This window comes from Enterobacter cloacae complex sp. HYC074_NIDB, assembly GCF_056673345.1.
This window is the reverse complement of record NZ_CP114215.1, coordinates 26184-40724: the sequence shown is the minus strand read 5'-3', so window position 1 is coordinate 40724 and position 14541 is coordinate 26184. Positions and strand designations below refer to the sequence as shown.

Genomic DNA, 14541 nt, shown 5'->3' with positions numbered 1-14541 from the left:
GCGGATTCCCACACGGCACCGGCGCCCGGCAAGGTGGGCGGATTCCCACACGGCACCGGCGCCCGGTAAGGTGGGCGGATTCCCACACGGCACCGGCGCGCGGCAAGGTGGGCGGATTCCCACACGGCACCGGCGCGCGGCAAGGTGGGCGGATTTCCACACGGCACCGGCGCCCGGCAAGGTGGGCCGATTCCCATATCGACATGTATGTAGCTTGTGTTATCTGTGGATTGTGCAGCTCAGCGGGTCGCTGGTCGTATGGCGGAGTGTCCCCCGTAACCGGCCGCGTGCGGCCGCTAACGCGCAGTACGGCGCCGCGTCCCGCAGACGGGCCGCCGTTCCCGCGCGCAGCACTGCGCACCCCCGTGGGGGACGTACGGCAGCTGCGTGGCGGTGAGCGGGATTAGGGCTTTGCAGCTACCGTGTTAAGTTCCCTGGTGTCGCTGAAATAGTTGATGAACATCCCCCTAAGCGTCAGCAGCAAGCTGCCGCCGCTTAGGCCCCGGAAATCACGCCCTTTACGTCGTAAACGCCGTAAAGCCCGCTCACCGGGGTTAAAAGGGATTACTTTGACTTCTTCATTGCTGTTCGCGAGTTAAGGCTAATCAGGGCAGGGGGTAGGGTGGCAGAATTTATAGCCCGGCAACCGGCTACGCCGGGCTTTCGGCGCCATTTTACAACACAGACGGCTTTGTTGAATAAATCGAACTTTTGCTGAGTTGAAGGATCAGATCACGCATCTTCCCGACAACGCAGACCGTTCCGTGGCAAAGCAAAAGTTCAAAATAACCAACTGGCCCACCTACAATAAAGCCCTCATCAACCATGGCTCCATAACTTTCTGGCTGGATGATGAAGCTATTCAGGCCTGGTATGAGTCGGCAACGCCTTCATCACGGGGAAGACCTCAGCGCTATTCTGATCTCGCCATCACCACCGTTCTGGTCATTAAACGCGTGTTCAGGTTGACCCTGCGGGCTGCACAGGGTTTTATTGATTCCATTTTTACACTGATGAATGTTCCGTTGCGCTGCCCGGATTACACCAGTGTCAGCAGGCGCGCAAAGTCGGTTAATGTCAGTTTCAAAACGTTCACCCGAGGTGAAATCGCGCATCTGGTGATTGATTCCACCGGGCTGAAGGTCTTTGGTGAAGGCGAATGGAAAGTCAAAAAACACGGCAAAGAACGCCGTCGTATATGGCGAAAGTTGCATCTGGCAGTTGACAGCAACACACATGAAATCATCTGTGCAAACCTGTCGCTGAACAATGTGACGGACTCAGAAGCCTTCCCGGGTCTTATCCGGCAGACTCACAGAAAAATCAGGGCAGCATCGGCAGACGGCGCTTACGACACCCAACTCTGTCACGATGAACTGCGGCGTAAGAAAATCAGCGCGCTTATCCCGCCCCGAAAAGGCGCGGGTTACTGGCCCGGTGAATATGCAGACCGTAACCGTGCTGTTGCGAATCAGCGGCTGACCGGGAGTAATGCGCGGTGGAAATGGACAACAGATTATAACCGTCGCTCGATAGCGGAAACGGCGATGTACCGGGTAAAACAGCTGTTCGGAGGTTCACTGACACTGCGTGACTACGATGGTCAGGTTGCAGAGGCTATGGCCCTGGTACGAGCGCTGAACAAAATGACGAAAGCAGGTATGCCTGAAAGCGTGCGTATTGCCTGAAAACACAACCCGCTACGGGGGAGACTTACCCGAAATCTGATTTATTCAACAAAGCCGCGCGGGGCTAACAGGTAAGATGAAATTAAGGTTTTACGAACACTGCCACTGTAATTAATTACCGCTACTTTCATAAATCACCTCAGAATTTTTTGTTGAACTTCTTAGGGTCGAAATTCTCACCGATTTTCTTGAAGAATTCTTTATCAATAATGCCGGGACTCTCTGCTTTTTTACTTTCCTGCACTTCAGGCTCAGACGGTTGTGTATTGTGCAATACACTTTCCGCTGCACCCTTCGCGCTACTCTTATCATGCGTATTGTGCAATACATTTTTTCGGTTTTGCCGCGTTCTATACAGTGCCATCTCAAGCCCTTTGGCTGTTACCGAAAAGCTGTATTCGCTGTCGAGGATTTCAGCAATTTCATGCCGCGTTAGCCCTCTGTCCAGCCAGTTCTCGATTTCATTTAGGCGCAATCTGACAGCAGCCGATAAGTTGCGGGGTTTCAGATCTGCTGGTTTATTCATAACCCCCTCCGTTGTATGAAAATGACTCTACAACACTCGTAAGAAGGGGTCAATCGAGTTTTGTAGTTTATCTGTAGTTTTATTGTAGTCTATTTGTAGTCTGTCACGTTTTTTGTAGTTTATTTGTAGTTTTATTGTAGTCTATTTGTAGTCTTACAACACTAAGGCAAAACGTTTTTTGTAGTTTATCTGTAGTTTATCTGTAGTTTTTGGTTGCTCAGATGGTCATGCAAGCATGACCATCAAAGAATAGGACGCTTTTTAGCCAAATGCCCCTTAACCTACGGAGATCGCCCTACCAAAAAAAGATGATTTTTTATCCCTTAACCTGCTATACACCTAACGCAGCGTGATAAATCACGCTATCGCACTGATTTAAAAGAAAAAAAACAAAATTTAGCCATGCTGCGGTATTACCCAGGTATTACAAATCAAATCTAAATTACTGATTTAAATAACTTTTTATTTATTACTTTGGTAATACTATGATTTCACCGTATTAGACACCCTTTTTTCGTTTAAAAAATGCACAAATTGAGGACTGAATGGGCTTTGTTGAATAAATCGAACTTTTGCTGAGTTGAAGGATCAGATCACGCATCTTCCCGACAACGCAGACCGTTCCGTGGCAAAGCAAAAGTTCAAAATCACCAACTGGCCCACCTACAATAAAGCCCTCATCAACCGTGGCTCCATAACTTTCTGGCTGGATGATGAAGCTATTCAGGCCTGGTATGAGTCAGCAACACCTTCTTCACGAGGCAGACCTCAGCGCTATTCTGACCTTGCCATCACGACTGTGCTGGTCATTAAACGCGTATTCAGGCTGACCCTGCGCGCTGCGCAGGGCTTTATTGATTCCATTTTTTCTCTGATGAACGTTCCGCTACGTTGCCCGGATTACAGCTGTGTCAGCAGGCGGGCAAAGTCGGTTAACGTCAGTTTCAAAACGTTCACCCGGGGTGAAATCGCGCATCTGGTGATTGATTCCACCGGGCTGAAGGTCTTTGGTGAAGGCGAGTGGAAAGTCAAAAAGCATGGCCAGGAACGCCGTCGTATATGGCGAAAGTTGCATCTGGCAGTTGACAGCAACACACATGAAATCATCTGTGCAGACCTGTCGCTGAACAATGTGACGGACTCAGAAGCCTTCCCGGGTCTTATCCGGCAGACTCACAGAAAAATCAGGGCAGCATCGGCAGACGGCGCTTACGACACCCGGCTCTGTCACGATGAACTGCGGCGTAAGAAAATCAGCGCGCTTATCCCGCCCCGAAAAGGTGCGGGTTACTGGCCCGGTGAATATGCAGACCGTAACCGTGCAGTGGCTAATCAGCGAATGACCGGGAGTAATGCGCGGTGGAAATGGACAACAGATTACAACCGTCGCTCGATAGCGGAAACGGCGATGTACCGGGTAAAACAGCTGTTCGGGGGTTCACTGACGCTGCGTGACTACGATGGTCAGGTTGCGGAGGCTATGGCCCTGGTACGAGCGCTGAACAAAATGACGAAAGCAGGTATGCCTGAAAGCGTGCGTATTGCCTGAAAACACAACCCGCTACGGGGGAGACTTACCCGAAATCTGATTTATTCAACAAAGCCACGGTGTGGATAAGCCACCGTGCCGGGGCGTTTTTGTTTCATCCAGCAGCTCACCCAGCACGGGCCTGGCGTTGTCTGCCATATCAGCACCGCATTTTTGACCCAGAATTGCCGTAAATGCCCACAGCTGCTCAGCCGTCAATCCCGCATTCAGACTGATGGCATAATGGCTTTTCAGTTGGCTGGTGACACCGGGAATTGCAGCCAGAAACGAAATGGTGGCCAGCTCCCTCGTCTGCCAGCTCAGGGTGTCACGCTGGAAAATATCACCAAACAGGTGCGTTTTAAGGAACTGGTCAATTGCAGGCGCAAAGGTAAATAGCGGGCCTGTTACGGGTTTCCCGATAAGACGCGTCTGGTTTTGCGTGCCACCTTCAAGGGCATTCCAGTTCTCAGGAAAAGAGGATGCGTCTTCTCCCGCATTATCCGTAATTCCTTGCTGCTGACGCTGTTCCACCACGCCCATAAGCACGCCAAGGGCATTCAGGCTGCGAGGAAAACCGGCATAGGCATAGAGCTGAATCAGGACTTCTTTGATTTCATTGATGGTAAGGCCTGTATCCAGCCCGTGCTGTATTTCAGCAGCGAGTTTTTCTGTGTCGCCCTTTGCGGCGAAAGCCGCAATTGGAATAATGGCCTGCTGTTTATTGTCCAGCCTGTTTTGCATAACAAATCTCCGGGTGTATTGCGAAAAAGAGAAGGGCGTGCGCCCTGATACCGGCAGTGTATGCAAAGCAGGATTCAATGATAATACGGGTAAATATGCATGGACTTATGCATGGCGCTCATTAATGCGGGGATGACATCAGCAGAATACCAAAGATGGCTCCCGGGTTAATGGCATTTTGGCTTGAGGCAGACCGGATATTGGGTGCCTGCCTCATGGCATGTGTGAGGGTTATTGATAGTGGCTATCTGCCCAGTCGAGCATATTCTCAAGTAAGGATCGCAGCAGCGCCTGAAGTTGAGGGGCCTTTTCCTCTGCATACGCATAAGGCGCCATTTCGTTCATATAATTGACCTGCGCCAGTTCAAGTTGCACGGCATGAATATTCGCGTCAGGCTGTCCGTATGCCCGGGTAATATAGCCGCCCTTAAACCGGCCATTAAGCACATGGCTGAATGGCGACTGTTTCTGACAGCAATCGACCAGACGGTCGCTCAGGGCTGCAGCGCAACTGGCGCCGCCGTTGGTACCGAGGTTCAAATCAGGCAACCGACCATCAAACAGACGCGGGATAACCGATGCAATAGAATGCGCGTCAAACAGCAGTGCATAACCAAACTGGTGTTTTATCCGCGCCAGCTCTGACTGGATACGCTGGTGGTAAGGGTGCCAGATTTGCGCCAGATAGTGCCGACGATGGGCGGCTGTCGGCGTCATGCCGGGCGTAAAGCTGTCCCGACCATCAAATAAAGTCTCCGGGTACAATCCTGTGGTGGCGGTGGTATAGAGCGGCGTATCGTCAGCAGGGCGATTCAGGTCGATAACAAAACGGGAATAATTCCCGACCAGCATACTGGCGCCGAGGGCGTGAGCAAAATCGTACAGGCGGGGAATATGCCAGTCGGTATCGCCAAGCGGGCGTGCGGCATCGCTCAGACCATTGTCGACCTCCGGCGTCAGTTGTGTTCCCGCGTGGGGAATACTGATAAGCAACGGTGCACTGCCAGCCGTGAAATGGTAAGGATCGATAATGTCAGTCATAGCTGAAAGGCTCATGGATGAACGTTTCCTCGTATTTTCCCGCGATAGACCACCGTGCAGGGCAATTGACCGCCCAGCCAGTAGATCAGTTCAGCCGGTCGCGACAGCGGCCAGTGGATAAAATCGGCAACCTTACCTTCGGCAAGCGTACCGTGAGACGCGGCCAGACCGAGGGCGCGCGCGCCGTGGCACGTAATCCCGGCCAGCGCTTCCTCCGGCGTCAGACCAAACAGTGTACAGCCCATATTCAGCATCAGGCGCAATGACAGCACCGGGGATGTCCCCGGGTTGGCATCACTCGCCAGGGCCATCGGCACCTGATACTGGCGGAAAAAATTCACGGGCGGGTGCTGTTTTTCACGCAGTAAATACCATGCGCCGGGCAGCAGGACGGCGACAGTGCCGCTGGCCGCCATGGCGTGAGCATCTTCCTGGGTGGCGTATTCAAGGTGATCCGCCGACAAGGCGTGATAGTTTGCCGCCAGTGAACTGCCATGCAGGGCAGAGAGTTGTTCCGCATGCAATTTAACCGGCAACCCCAAAGCCTGTGCAGCATCAAAAATTCGCTCGACTTGTGCTGGGGAGAACGCAAGGTGCTCACAGAATGCGTCAACGGCATCCGCCAGTTTTTCTCTGGCGACAATGGGCAGCAGGGTATCGCAAATAAAGTCGATATAGTCCTCCGCCCGGTCTTTGTACTCGGGCGGCAGGGCATGGGCGGCAAGACAGGTGGACTGAATATCGACAGGCAACAGAGTGGCTAATTTGCGGATAACCCGCAACATTTTTAATTCACTGTCCAGGGTCAGCCCGTAGCCTGACTTAATTTCAAGGCAGGTGACCCCCTCGGCCAGCAGCGGTTGCAAACGCAATAAAGCCTGCCGGAGCAGTTCCTCTTCCGTGGCGTCCCGGGTGGCGTTTACAGTGGATAAAATACCACCGCCCGCCGCGGCGATTTCTGCATAGCTTACGCCATTTAACCGTTGCTCAAATTCGGCGCTGCGGTTCCCGCCGAACACCAGATGAGTATGACAATCGATAAATCCCGGGGTAATTATCCCGCCGTCGAATACATGCTGTTGTGCATGGGGAAACGCCGGGCAGTCGGCATTACGGCCAAGCCAGACAATTTTTCCCTCCGTCACTGCCAATGCGCCGTTTTCTATCACGTTGTAACGGCCATCCTGCATGGTGACCAGCGTGGCGCCGCGCCAGACACTGTCACAGTGCGCCGGGGGCGTGACAGTAAGGCAAAGGGACGAGGCTAAGGACATAGCAGACTCCGGATGATTTATCTTGTATAGACAATTAAAGTCAACCTAACCCATAACCGAAAGGGCGGCAAGGCGGCCAGAGATAGTTTTTTCTTATCGCCAACTGTCGCGTAAAGACGGGCGGCCTGTGAATGCCGCCTGCGCCAGACGCGATTAGCCGTGACTGGTAAAACGGCCAAATAACTGATAACGCGAACCCGGGTAAATCAGGCGGGCGGACGTCACAACGCGGCTGCCGCTCCAGGTTCGCCGGTGAATCAACAGGCAGGGCTCATGCTCCTCAAGTTGCAGCAAGTGGCGTTGTTCATCGCTGGCGCTGATGGCTTCAACGCGGTGCTCCCCTGCGGTCAGCGGGGCAATATCCATCAGATAGGTATATGGCGTCTGTTTATTGAGCACCTGCCGGAGGTAATCCGGCGCCGTTTCCGGGTTAACAAAACGGTCTTCAATTTGTACCGGAACGTTATTTTCGTAATGCACAATTTGGGAGTAAAACAGCGTATCACCGATGGCAATCCCCAACTGGAGCGCTTGATCGGCGTCCGCCTGGCGGGCCTCGCACACTAAAATTTTACTGTCATGACGATGACCACGTTGGGCGATTTCATCAGCAATATTATGGACCTCAAGCATCGGTGTATAGGCTTTTGCTTCGGCGACAAACGTCCCCACGCCCTGCATGCGGATTAAAAAACCTTCGCTGGTCAGTTCGCGCAGCGCCCGGTTGATGGTCATACGGCTGACGCCAATTTCATTAACCAGCTCACTTTCCGATGGAATACGTTGGTGGGGTTTCCAGACGCCGGCGCGAATCTGGCCAATGATGGCCTGTTTCACCCGCTGATAAATGGGCGCCGGTGCATCGCTCATGGCGGCGGCCAGCTCAGATAGTGTCTGCCGGGTCACGTCTTGTTGCGCCGTACCGGCCGATGAAAAAAGGGTGGGCTCAGACATGTTTCTTACCTCTCAAAAGTGCCACAGACAAGGTCATCGTTTCCCGGACGCTGGCGTATTTTCAACCGCGAAGCGTAAGCAGAAAAGCTGTGGTGAAAAACTCAAATGATAAAAAAAGGAATGGCGCAAGTTTACAGCCAAACCATGCATATGTATATGTATAGACAAGTCGCCCCAAAGTTTTGCAATTGTTTACTTATAATTGCCTTTATGTTTCTTTTCGCTGCTCAGGAACGTTGTTATGCCTGCTTATTTTGCTACACAAGCCCTGCTTGCTGAAGGATGGGCTCACAATGTGCGTCTGGATGTCGATGCTGCCGGCATGTTAACCGCCATCACGCCGGACAGCACAGCACAGGATGCTGTCCGGCTTTCAGGTCCGGTGATCCCGGGTATGCCGAATTTACACTCTCATGCATTCCAGCGGGTGATGGCCGGGCTGGCGGAGGTGGCCGGAAACCCGCAGGACAGTTTCTGGACCTGGCGTGACCTGATGTATCGCACGGTGCAGCGATTAACGCCGGACCAGGTCGGTATTATCGCCCGCCAGTTGTATATCGAGATGCTCAAAGGGGGTTATACCCAGGTCGCTGAGTTCCACTATCTGCACAATGATATCAGCGGTAACCCCTATGCTGACCGCGGCGAGATGACCGCCCAATTAAGCGCCGCTGCCGACCTTGCGGGAATCGGCCTGACGCTGTTGCCCGTGCTCTACAGCTATGCCGGGTTTGGCGGGCAACCGGCTCAGGCGGGTCAGGTGCGGTTTATTCAGGACGCTGACACCTATTTGCGCCAGCAGGCGATTATCCGCCAGCAGATAACGGGCAAAGTACTGCAAAACCAGGGCCTGTGTTTTCACTCACTACGGGCCGTGACCCCCACGCAGATGCAGCAGGTTTTACAGGCCAGCGACCCGGCATTGCCTGTACATATCCATATCGCCGAGCAGCAAAAAGAAGTCAATGACTGCCTGAGCTGGAGCGGACAACGCCCCATTGCGTGGCTGTATGATCACCTGGATATCGATGCCCGCTGGTGTCTTGTCCACGCGACACATGCGGATGAGAAAGAAGTGGCCCGCATGGCGCAAAGCGGTGCGGTTGCCGGGCTGTGCCCCACAACAGAAGCGAATCTGGGCGACGGTATTTTCCCCGGCGTCGATTATTTGGCACAGCGCGGTCACTGGGGTATTGGTTCCGACAGCCATGTTTCACTTAATGTGGTGGAAGAGCTGCGCTGGTTCGAATATGGGCAGCGCTTACGTGATCAGCGCCGCAACCGCCTGACAACGGCGACCCAAAATGTGGTGGGCGATGTGTTGTACACCCAGGCGCTTGCCGGTGGTGCGCAGGCCTGTGGCGCGCCTGTCGGGAGATTGTCAGTGGGGTATCGCGCCGACTGGCTGGTGCTGGATGGACAGGATCCTTACCTGGCGGCAGCCCGCCCCCCTGAAATTCTCAACCGCTGGTTATTTGCCGGCCACGCCGGGCAGATTCGCGATGTGTATGTTGGCGGGACCCCCCGCATTATCAATGGGCAACATGCGCAGCAACAGGCCGTTGCCGCTGATTTTCTGCAGGTACTGCGCCAACTGGCGGAGGCGACAGCATGACGGGCTGGCAGCGTTTTTCCCAGACCAGGCTGCCGGTCAGTCGCTGGCGTAATGGCGGCGGCGAAACCCGCGAAATTATCAGCTGGCCGCCAGGGCAGGCGGATTTTGACTGGCGTGCCAGCATTGCCACTGTCGCGCAGGATGGCCCATTTTCCGCTTTCCCCGGCATTGCGCGTTCCATCACGCTGTTGAGTGGCGAGGGCATGCAACTGACTGACGGCATCGGGGTGAATCATGTGCTGAATACCGTGGGAGAACCCTTCGAGTTTAGCGGGGATCTTGCACTCCACGCACATCTTCTGGGGGGCGAGACGATGGATTTTAACCTGATGACCCGGCGTACTGTCTGTTTGCCCGGCGTTGTCGCCCTCAGGGGAAGTGGCACGGTGTCCCGTGAGCAGGGCGGTGTGCTTTTCGCCATTCAGGGTGACTGGCAATTACCGGATGGGACCCGGCTGGGCGCGGGTGAAGGTATCTGGTGGCCACCGACGTCAGACAGCTGTCAGACGACACAGTGGCCGATTTCTGCCTTGCATACTGTGGATGCACAAAAAACGCGCAGTCTGCTACTTTGGGCGGCGGTCATTGCCTGAGTTGGTGCGTCCTGCACTGGTTTGGCGCATCCTGCGCACTTATTTGATTCGACAGGCAGAGAAAACCACTGGCCACAGGCCGAAATAACCGGGAAAGCAGGCATAGCTGAACTGGCACAAAGCTTGCTTTACTTATTCGGCTTGCTTGTATAGACAAGAATATACAGTAGCGTATTTTGCCCGGGCAGTTCACTGGCCAGGCATTTCCCCGAGACAGGTAATTTGGCAGGAGTGGCAGATGAGCAACATGATTTCCAGGACTGTGCTGAAGCGTTCGTTATCCATGTTAGGGCTGGCAGTGACATTGGGTTGCGGGGCAATAAACACCGCCATGGCGGCAGAGACTCCGGTGGCCATTGGTATTTCCGGGTGGACAGGATTCGCTCCCCTGACACTGGCCGATAAGGCAGGCATTTTCAAAAAGAATGGCCTGGACGTGACGCTGAAAATGGTACCCCAGCAATCACGCCACCTGGCCATTGCATCAGGCTCTTTGCAGTGCGCGGCGACCACGGTGGAAACCTACCTCACCTGGAATGCCAGCGGTGTGCCCATCAAGCAAATTGTGCAACTGGATAAATCCTATGGCGCGGATGGGATTGCCGTACGTGGGGGTATCAATAAAGTGGCTGACCTGAAAGGGAAAACCATCAGTGTCGATGCACCAGGAACCTCCTCCTATTTTCTGCTGGCCTGGATCCTCGATAAAAACGGCATGACGATGAAAGACGTCAAACTGGCAACCCTGGGGCCGGATGCCGCCGCTCATGCCTTTATTGCCGGGCAGAACGATGCCGCTGTGACGTACGAGCCGTATCTCTCCACCATCCGCCAAAGCCCGGACAAAGGCAAAATTCTGACCACCACACTGGATTATCCCATGGTGATGGACACCCTGGGTTGTACGCCATCCTGGCTGGATAAAAACCCCAAAGCGGCTCAGGCACTGGTAAATAGCTACTTTGAAGCCCTGGATATGATCAAAAAAGATCCGGATAAAGCCAATGAGATTATGGGGGCGGCGGTCAAAGAAACCGGCAAACAGTTTGCTGAAGAGTCCAGCTATCTGCGCTGGCAAGACCGTGATGCGAACAAGAAGTTCTTCAGTGGCGAGATTGTCACCTTTACCAACGAAGCGGCGCGTTTGCTGACGGAAATGAAAATCCTGCATAAAACGCCGGATATTAATACGTTGTATGACGCGAAGTATGTGACTCAGCCATGAAGGACCACAAGATGAACAGTCCTGTCAGTCAGGCCGCGGAATTTCCCGCCAGTACGCAGTCAGTTTTACGTGAGCCGGCGCCTCTGCCGGCAAGTAAAAAGGTCTGGCACAACCCGATGATGGTGCCACTGCGCCCCGTGGCGTCCCGTCATCGCTGGTTTTTGGGCTTCTGCTTTTTTGTGCTGTTTTTCGCGCTGTGGGCGCTGGTGACTTTTACCGGGCTGGTGTCGCCGACATTCCTTGCCAGTCCGGCCAGTATGTTGCAGGAAGGGGGGCTGTTATTTACCGATTTTGATTTCACAACAGATATCGGTATGACGGTAATGCGTGTACTGGGCGGCTTTATTCTGGCGTGCATTATCGCCGTGCCGCTGGGTATTCTGATGGGCTCATACAAACTGATCGAAGCGTTTTTTGAGCCCTTCGTTTCGTTTTGCCGCTACCTGCCCGCATCGGCGTTTGTCCCCCTGCTTATTCTGTGGGCAGGGATTGGCGAAATGCAAAAAATACTGGTGATCTTTATCGGTTCGTTCTTTCAGATAACCCTGATGGTTGCGGTGGCTGTCGGCGCGGCGCGGCGCGATCTGGTGGAAGCGGCGTATACCCTTGGCGCGACCAACAAGAGCGTGGTGCGTCGGGTGATAATCCCCGGGGCGGCGCCGGAAATTGCGGAACTGCTGCGCCTGGTGCTGGGCTGGGCATGGACCTATGTCATCGTGGCGGAACTGATTGGTTCATCCAGCGGGATAGGTCACATGATTGTCAATAGCCAGGCGTTACTCAATACCGGGCAAATGATTTTCGGCATTATCGTGATTGGCTGCATTGGATTGCTGTCTGATCTGTTGTTTAAAGCGGTGAATCGCCGCCTGTTTGTATGGAGTTCGCTGTGATGAGCTATCCGAAGCTGAGTGTTCGCCAGGTGGAACGCGTCTTCAGTGGCCCGAAAGGCGAGAAGACCCAGGCATTACTGCCCGTGGATTATCAGGTCAATGAGAACGACTTTATTACCATTCTCGGGCCTTCCGGGTGCGGTAAATCCACACTTTTACGCATTGTTGCCGGGCTGGATCAGCCCACCCGCGGCGAGGTCTGGCTGGATGGCGTGCTGGTCGATGGTCCGGGCGCGGATCGCGGCATGGTATTCCAGAGTTACACACTGTTCCCCTGGTTGACGGTTGAGCAGAATATCTGCTTTGGCCTACAGGAACGCGGCGTGAGTAAAGCGGCACAAAAAGAGCGCAGCGACTACTTTATTAATAAGGTCGGTTTACGTGGGTTTGAGCAGCATTTCCCCCGTCAGTTGTCCGGCGGTATGCAACAGCGCACAGCCATTGCCCGCGCCCTGGCCAACGACCCGAAAATTCTGCTGATGGATGAACCTTTCGGCGCACTGGATAACCAGACGCGCGTCATGATGCAGGAACTGTTGTTGTCGATATGGGAATCTTCCCGCAAAACAGTCCTGTTTGTGACCCACGATATTGATGAGGCCATTTTTATGGCCAATAAAGTGGCGATTTTCAGTGCGCGCCCCGGGCGAATCAAAACGGAAGTGGCGGTAGATTTTCCGCACCCGCGTGATTATACCCTGAAAACATCACCAGAATTTATGGCATTGAAGGCGCGTATCACGGAAGAAATTCGTACGGAAACCCTGCAAACCATCGATCACTAAGTTCGCGGTATGCAGCGCAGTTAATCATGTTTTAGCGTGAGTCAGGTTGTGCATAAACACCCGGTGTTACACCGGGTTTACTTCCCGTTTTACTTGTATATACAGGAATAGATTATGGCTGCTTCATCCACCGATTACACCCTTTGCCGCCTGCAACCCGGGCATGTCCATTTGCCCATGTTGCGACAAATATACCAGGGTAATGTCCGCCTTGCGCTGGCCGAAGAGGCCCGTGCCGATGTGCTGGCCTCCCAGGAAACAGTCACCCGCATTGTGGCATCGGGAAACGTGGTGTACGGCATTAATACCGGGTTTGGCAAACTGGCGCAAACCCGTATTCCGGCGGAACGTCTGACCGAACTGCAACGAAACCTGGTGCTGTCCCACAGTGTGGGCACAGGCAAAAACCTGGCGGATAACGTTGTTCGCCTGGTGATGGCGACGAAAATTCTCAGCCTCTCCCGGGGTCATTCCGGTATTCGTATTGAGGTGATTGATGCACTGATAACGTTATTTAATGCGGGTGTGTACCCCTGTATTCCGGAAAAAGGATCCGTCGGCGCTTCGGGCGACCTGGCGCCGCTGGCGCATTTGTCATTGATGCTGATTGGCGAAGGGCAGGTGACACTGGGTGGCGAAACGATGTCCGCGGTTGAAGGCCTGGCTGCCGCAGGGCTGAGCCCCTTTGAACTTGGGCCGAAAGAAGGTCTGGCATTACTTAACGGCACCCAGGTATCGACATCCCTCGCGTTGTCAGGTTTGTTTGAAGCAGAACGGGTGTTTTCCGCAGGCCTGGTGGCCGGGGCATTATCACTGGAAGCGATTAAAGGCTCAGTTAAACCGCTTGACCCGCGTATTCATGAAGCACGCGGCCAGGAAGGCCAGATTGCTGTCGCCGCTGCGCTGACGGCGATCCTGGCCGGTAGCGATATTGTGACATCCCATGCTAACTGCGGCCGGGTTCAGGACCCTTATTCCATTCGTTGTGTCCCTCAGGTTATGGGTGCCTGCCTTGATAACCTGCGACATGCGGCCCGCATTCTACGTATTGAAGCAAACGCAGCATCCGATAACCCTCTGGTTTTTGCCGAAAATGGCGACGTGATTTCTGGCGGGAATTTCCACGCAGAACCCGTGGCTTTCGCCGCGGACATCATTGCGCTGGCGGTTGCCGAAGTGGGGGCGATTTCTGAACGCAGAATGGCCTTATTGTTGGACAGCGGTTTGTCCGGCTTGCCGCCTTTCCTGGTAAACGATGGCGGCGTTAACTCCGGCTTTATGATTGCGCAGGTCACGGCCGCCGCGCTGGCATCAGAAAATAAATCGCTGGCACATCCGGGCAGTGTCGACAGCCTGCCCACCTCCGCCAATCAGGAAGATCACGTTTCAATGGCGACCTATGCCGCCCGCCGTCTGGGCAATATGTGTTTTAACACCAGTGTGGTTGTCGGTATCGAAGCCATGGCCGCTGCCCAGGGACTTGATTTTCATCGTCCGTTGCAAAGTTCCGCCACACTGGAAAGCGAAATGAAGGCGATTCGGCAACATGTCGCTTTTCTCGAAAAAGATCGTCTGATGGCGCCGGATGTCGAAATGATGCGTTTGTGGGCGTCCCGTGAACACTGGCCTGCGGCCATTGAAGCATTACTGCCGAGCTTTGCCTGATAACGCTTTA

General features: G+C 54.0%; 13 protein-coding genes. 8 read left to right on the top strand and 5 right to left on the bottom strand.

What is annotated here, in order from left to right:
- Nucleotides 1-719: 719 nt before the first annotated feature.
- Nucleotides 720-1688, top strand: coding sequence for an IS5 family transposase (locus tag O1724_RS23380; protein WP_479983978.1), 969 nt, complete (start codon nt 720-722; stop codon nt 1686-1688).
- Between the two features lie 139 nt (nt 1689-1827).
- Here O1724_RS23380 and stbA read toward each other — a convergent pair whose 3' ends face one another.
- Nucleotides 1828-2214: a plasmid stabilization protein StbA gene (gene stbA, locus O1724_RS23375; protein WP_001039464.1), complete on the bottom strand. Its 387-nt coding sequence runs from the start codon at nt 2212-2214 to the stop codon at nt 1828-1830.
- 580 nt (nt 2215-2794) lie between these two features.
- Between stbA and O1724_RS23370 the strand changes: the two genes are divergently transcribed.
- A complete protein-coding gene (locus O1724_RS23370) occupies nt 2795-3763 on the top strand; it encodes an IS5-like element IS903B family transposase (protein WP_022652343.1) in 969 nt (322 codons plus the stop codon).
- A gap of 45 nt (nt 3764-3808) precedes the next feature.
- Here O1724_RS23370 and O1724_RS23365 read toward each other — a convergent pair whose 3' ends face one another.
- The 4 genes from O1724_RS23365 to hutC all read right to left on the bottom strand — a co-directional run bounded on the left by O1724_RS23365 (nt 3809) and on the right by hutC (nt 7755).
- Nucleotides 3809-4486, bottom strand: a complete 678-nt coding sequence (locus O1724_RS23365; protein WP_001181218.1) for a carboxymuconolactone decarboxylase family protein — start codon at nt 4484-4486, stop codon at nt 3809-3811.
- Nucleotides 4487-4717: 231 nt separating this feature from the next.
- Nucleotides 4718-5542, bottom strand: a complete 825-nt coding sequence (hutG, locus tag O1724_RS23360) for an N-formylglutamate deformylase (protein WP_000058769.1) — start codon at nt 5540-5542, stop codon at nt 4718-4720.
- Nucleotides 5539-6801 (bottom strand): imidazolonepropionase, encoded by a 1263-nt coding sequence (gene hutI, locus O1724_RS23355; RefSeq protein ID WP_001515701.1) that lies wholly within the window; start codon nt 6799-6801, stop codon nt 5539-5541. Before hutI ends, hutG begins: the two co-directional genes overlap by 4 nt.
- A 153-nt stretch (nt 6802-6954) precedes the next feature.
- Nucleotides 6955-7755, bottom strand: a complete 801-nt coding sequence (gene hutC, locus O1724_RS23350; protein ID WP_001294851.1) for a histidine utilization repressor — start codon at nt 7753-7755, stop codon at nt 6955-6957.
- Nucleotides 7756-7996: 241 nt separating this feature from the next.
- Between hutC and O1724_RS23345 the strand changes: the two genes are divergently transcribed.
- The 6 genes from O1724_RS23345 to hutH all read left to right on the top strand — a co-directional run bounded on the left by O1724_RS23345 (nt 7997) and on the right by hutH (nt 14531).
- Nucleotides 7997-9370, top strand: a complete 1374-nt coding sequence (locus O1724_RS23345; RefSeq protein ID WP_001112072.1) for a formimidoylglutamate deiminase — start codon at nt 7997-7999, stop codon at nt 9368-9370.
- The gene (locus O1724_RS23340; RefSeq protein ID WP_000148344.1) at nt 9367-9963 is read left to right on the top strand and encodes a HutD/Ves family protein; all 597 of its coding nucleotides are present in this window, start codon (nt 9367-9369) and stop codon (nt 9961-9963) included. The genes O1724_RS23345 and O1724_RS23340 overlap by 4 nt, the downstream gene beginning before the upstream one ends.
- Nucleotides 9964-10201: 238 nt before the next feature.
- Entirely contained in the window at nt 10202-11188 is a 987-nt protein-coding gene (locus O1724_RS23335) for an ABC transporter substrate-binding protein (RefSeq protein WP_000069054.1), read from the top strand.
- Nucleotides 11189-11199: 11 nt separating this feature from the next.
- The gene (locus O1724_RS23330) at nt 11200-12081 is read left to right on the top strand and encodes an ABC transporter permease (protein WP_001087990.1); all 882 of its coding nucleotides are present in this window, start codon (nt 11200-11202) and stop codon (nt 12079-12081) included.
- Nucleotides 12081-12866 carry an ABC transporter ATP-binding protein gene (locus O1724_RS23325; protein WP_016240370.1) on the top strand — a complete coding sequence of 262 codons (786 nt, stop codon included), beginning with the start codon at nt 12081-12083 and terminating at the stop codon, nt 12864-12866. Before O1724_RS23330 ends, O1724_RS23325 begins: the two co-directional genes overlap by 1 nt.
- A gap of 114 nt (nt 12867-12980) precedes the next feature.
- Entirely contained in the window at nt 12981-14531 is a 1551-nt protein-coding gene (gene hutH, locus O1724_RS23320; RefSeq protein WP_000741484.1) for a histidine ammonia-lyase, read from the top strand.
- The last annotated feature ends 10 nt before the right edge of the window (nt 14532-14541 follow it).

Excerpts from the sequence above, each read along its gene's own strand:
- stbA (WP_001039464.1), bottom strand. The coding sequence starts at position 2,214 with ATGAATAAACCAGCAGATCTGAAACCCCGCAACTTATCGGCTGCTGTC.
- O1724_RS23365 (WP_001181218.1), bottom strand. The coding sequence starts at position 4,486 with ATGCAAAACAGGCTGGACAATAAACAGCAGGCCATTATTCCAATTGCG.
- hutG (WP_000058769.1), bottom strand. The coding sequence starts at position 5,542 with ATGAGCCTTTCAGCTATGACTGACATTATCGATCCTTACCATTTCACG.
- hutI (WP_001515701.1), bottom strand. The coding sequence starts at position 6,801 with ATGTCCTTAGCCTCGTCCCTTTGCCTTACTGTCACGCCCCCGGCGCAC.
- hutC (WP_001294851.1), bottom strand. The coding sequence starts at position 7,755 with ATGTCTGAGCCCACCCTTTTTTCATCGGCCGGTACGGCGCAACAAGAC.
- O1724_RS23345 (WP_001112072.1), top strand. The coding sequence starts at position 7,997 with ATGCCTGCTTATTTTGCTACACAAGCCCTGCTTGCTGAAGGATGGGCT.
- O1724_RS23340 (WP_000148344.1), top strand. The coding sequence starts at position 9,367 with ATGACGGGCTGGCAGCGTTTTTCCCAGACCAGGCTGCCGGTCAGTCGC.
- O1724_RS23335 (WP_000069054.1), top strand. The coding sequence starts at position 10,202 with ATGAGCAACATGATTTCCAGGACTGTGCTGAAGCGTTCGTTATCCATG.
- O1724_RS23330 (WP_001087990.1), top strand. The coding sequence starts at position 11,200 with ATGAACAGTCCTGTCAGTCAGGCCGCGGAATTTCCCGCCAGTACGCAG.
- O1724_RS23325 (WP_016240370.1), top strand. The coding sequence starts at position 12,081 with ATGAGCTATCCGAAGCTGAGTGTTCGCCAGGTGGAACGCGTCTTCAGT.
- hutH (WP_000741484.1), top strand. The coding sequence starts at position 12,981 with ATGGCTGCTTCATCCACCGATTACACCCTTTGCCGCCTGCAACCCGGG.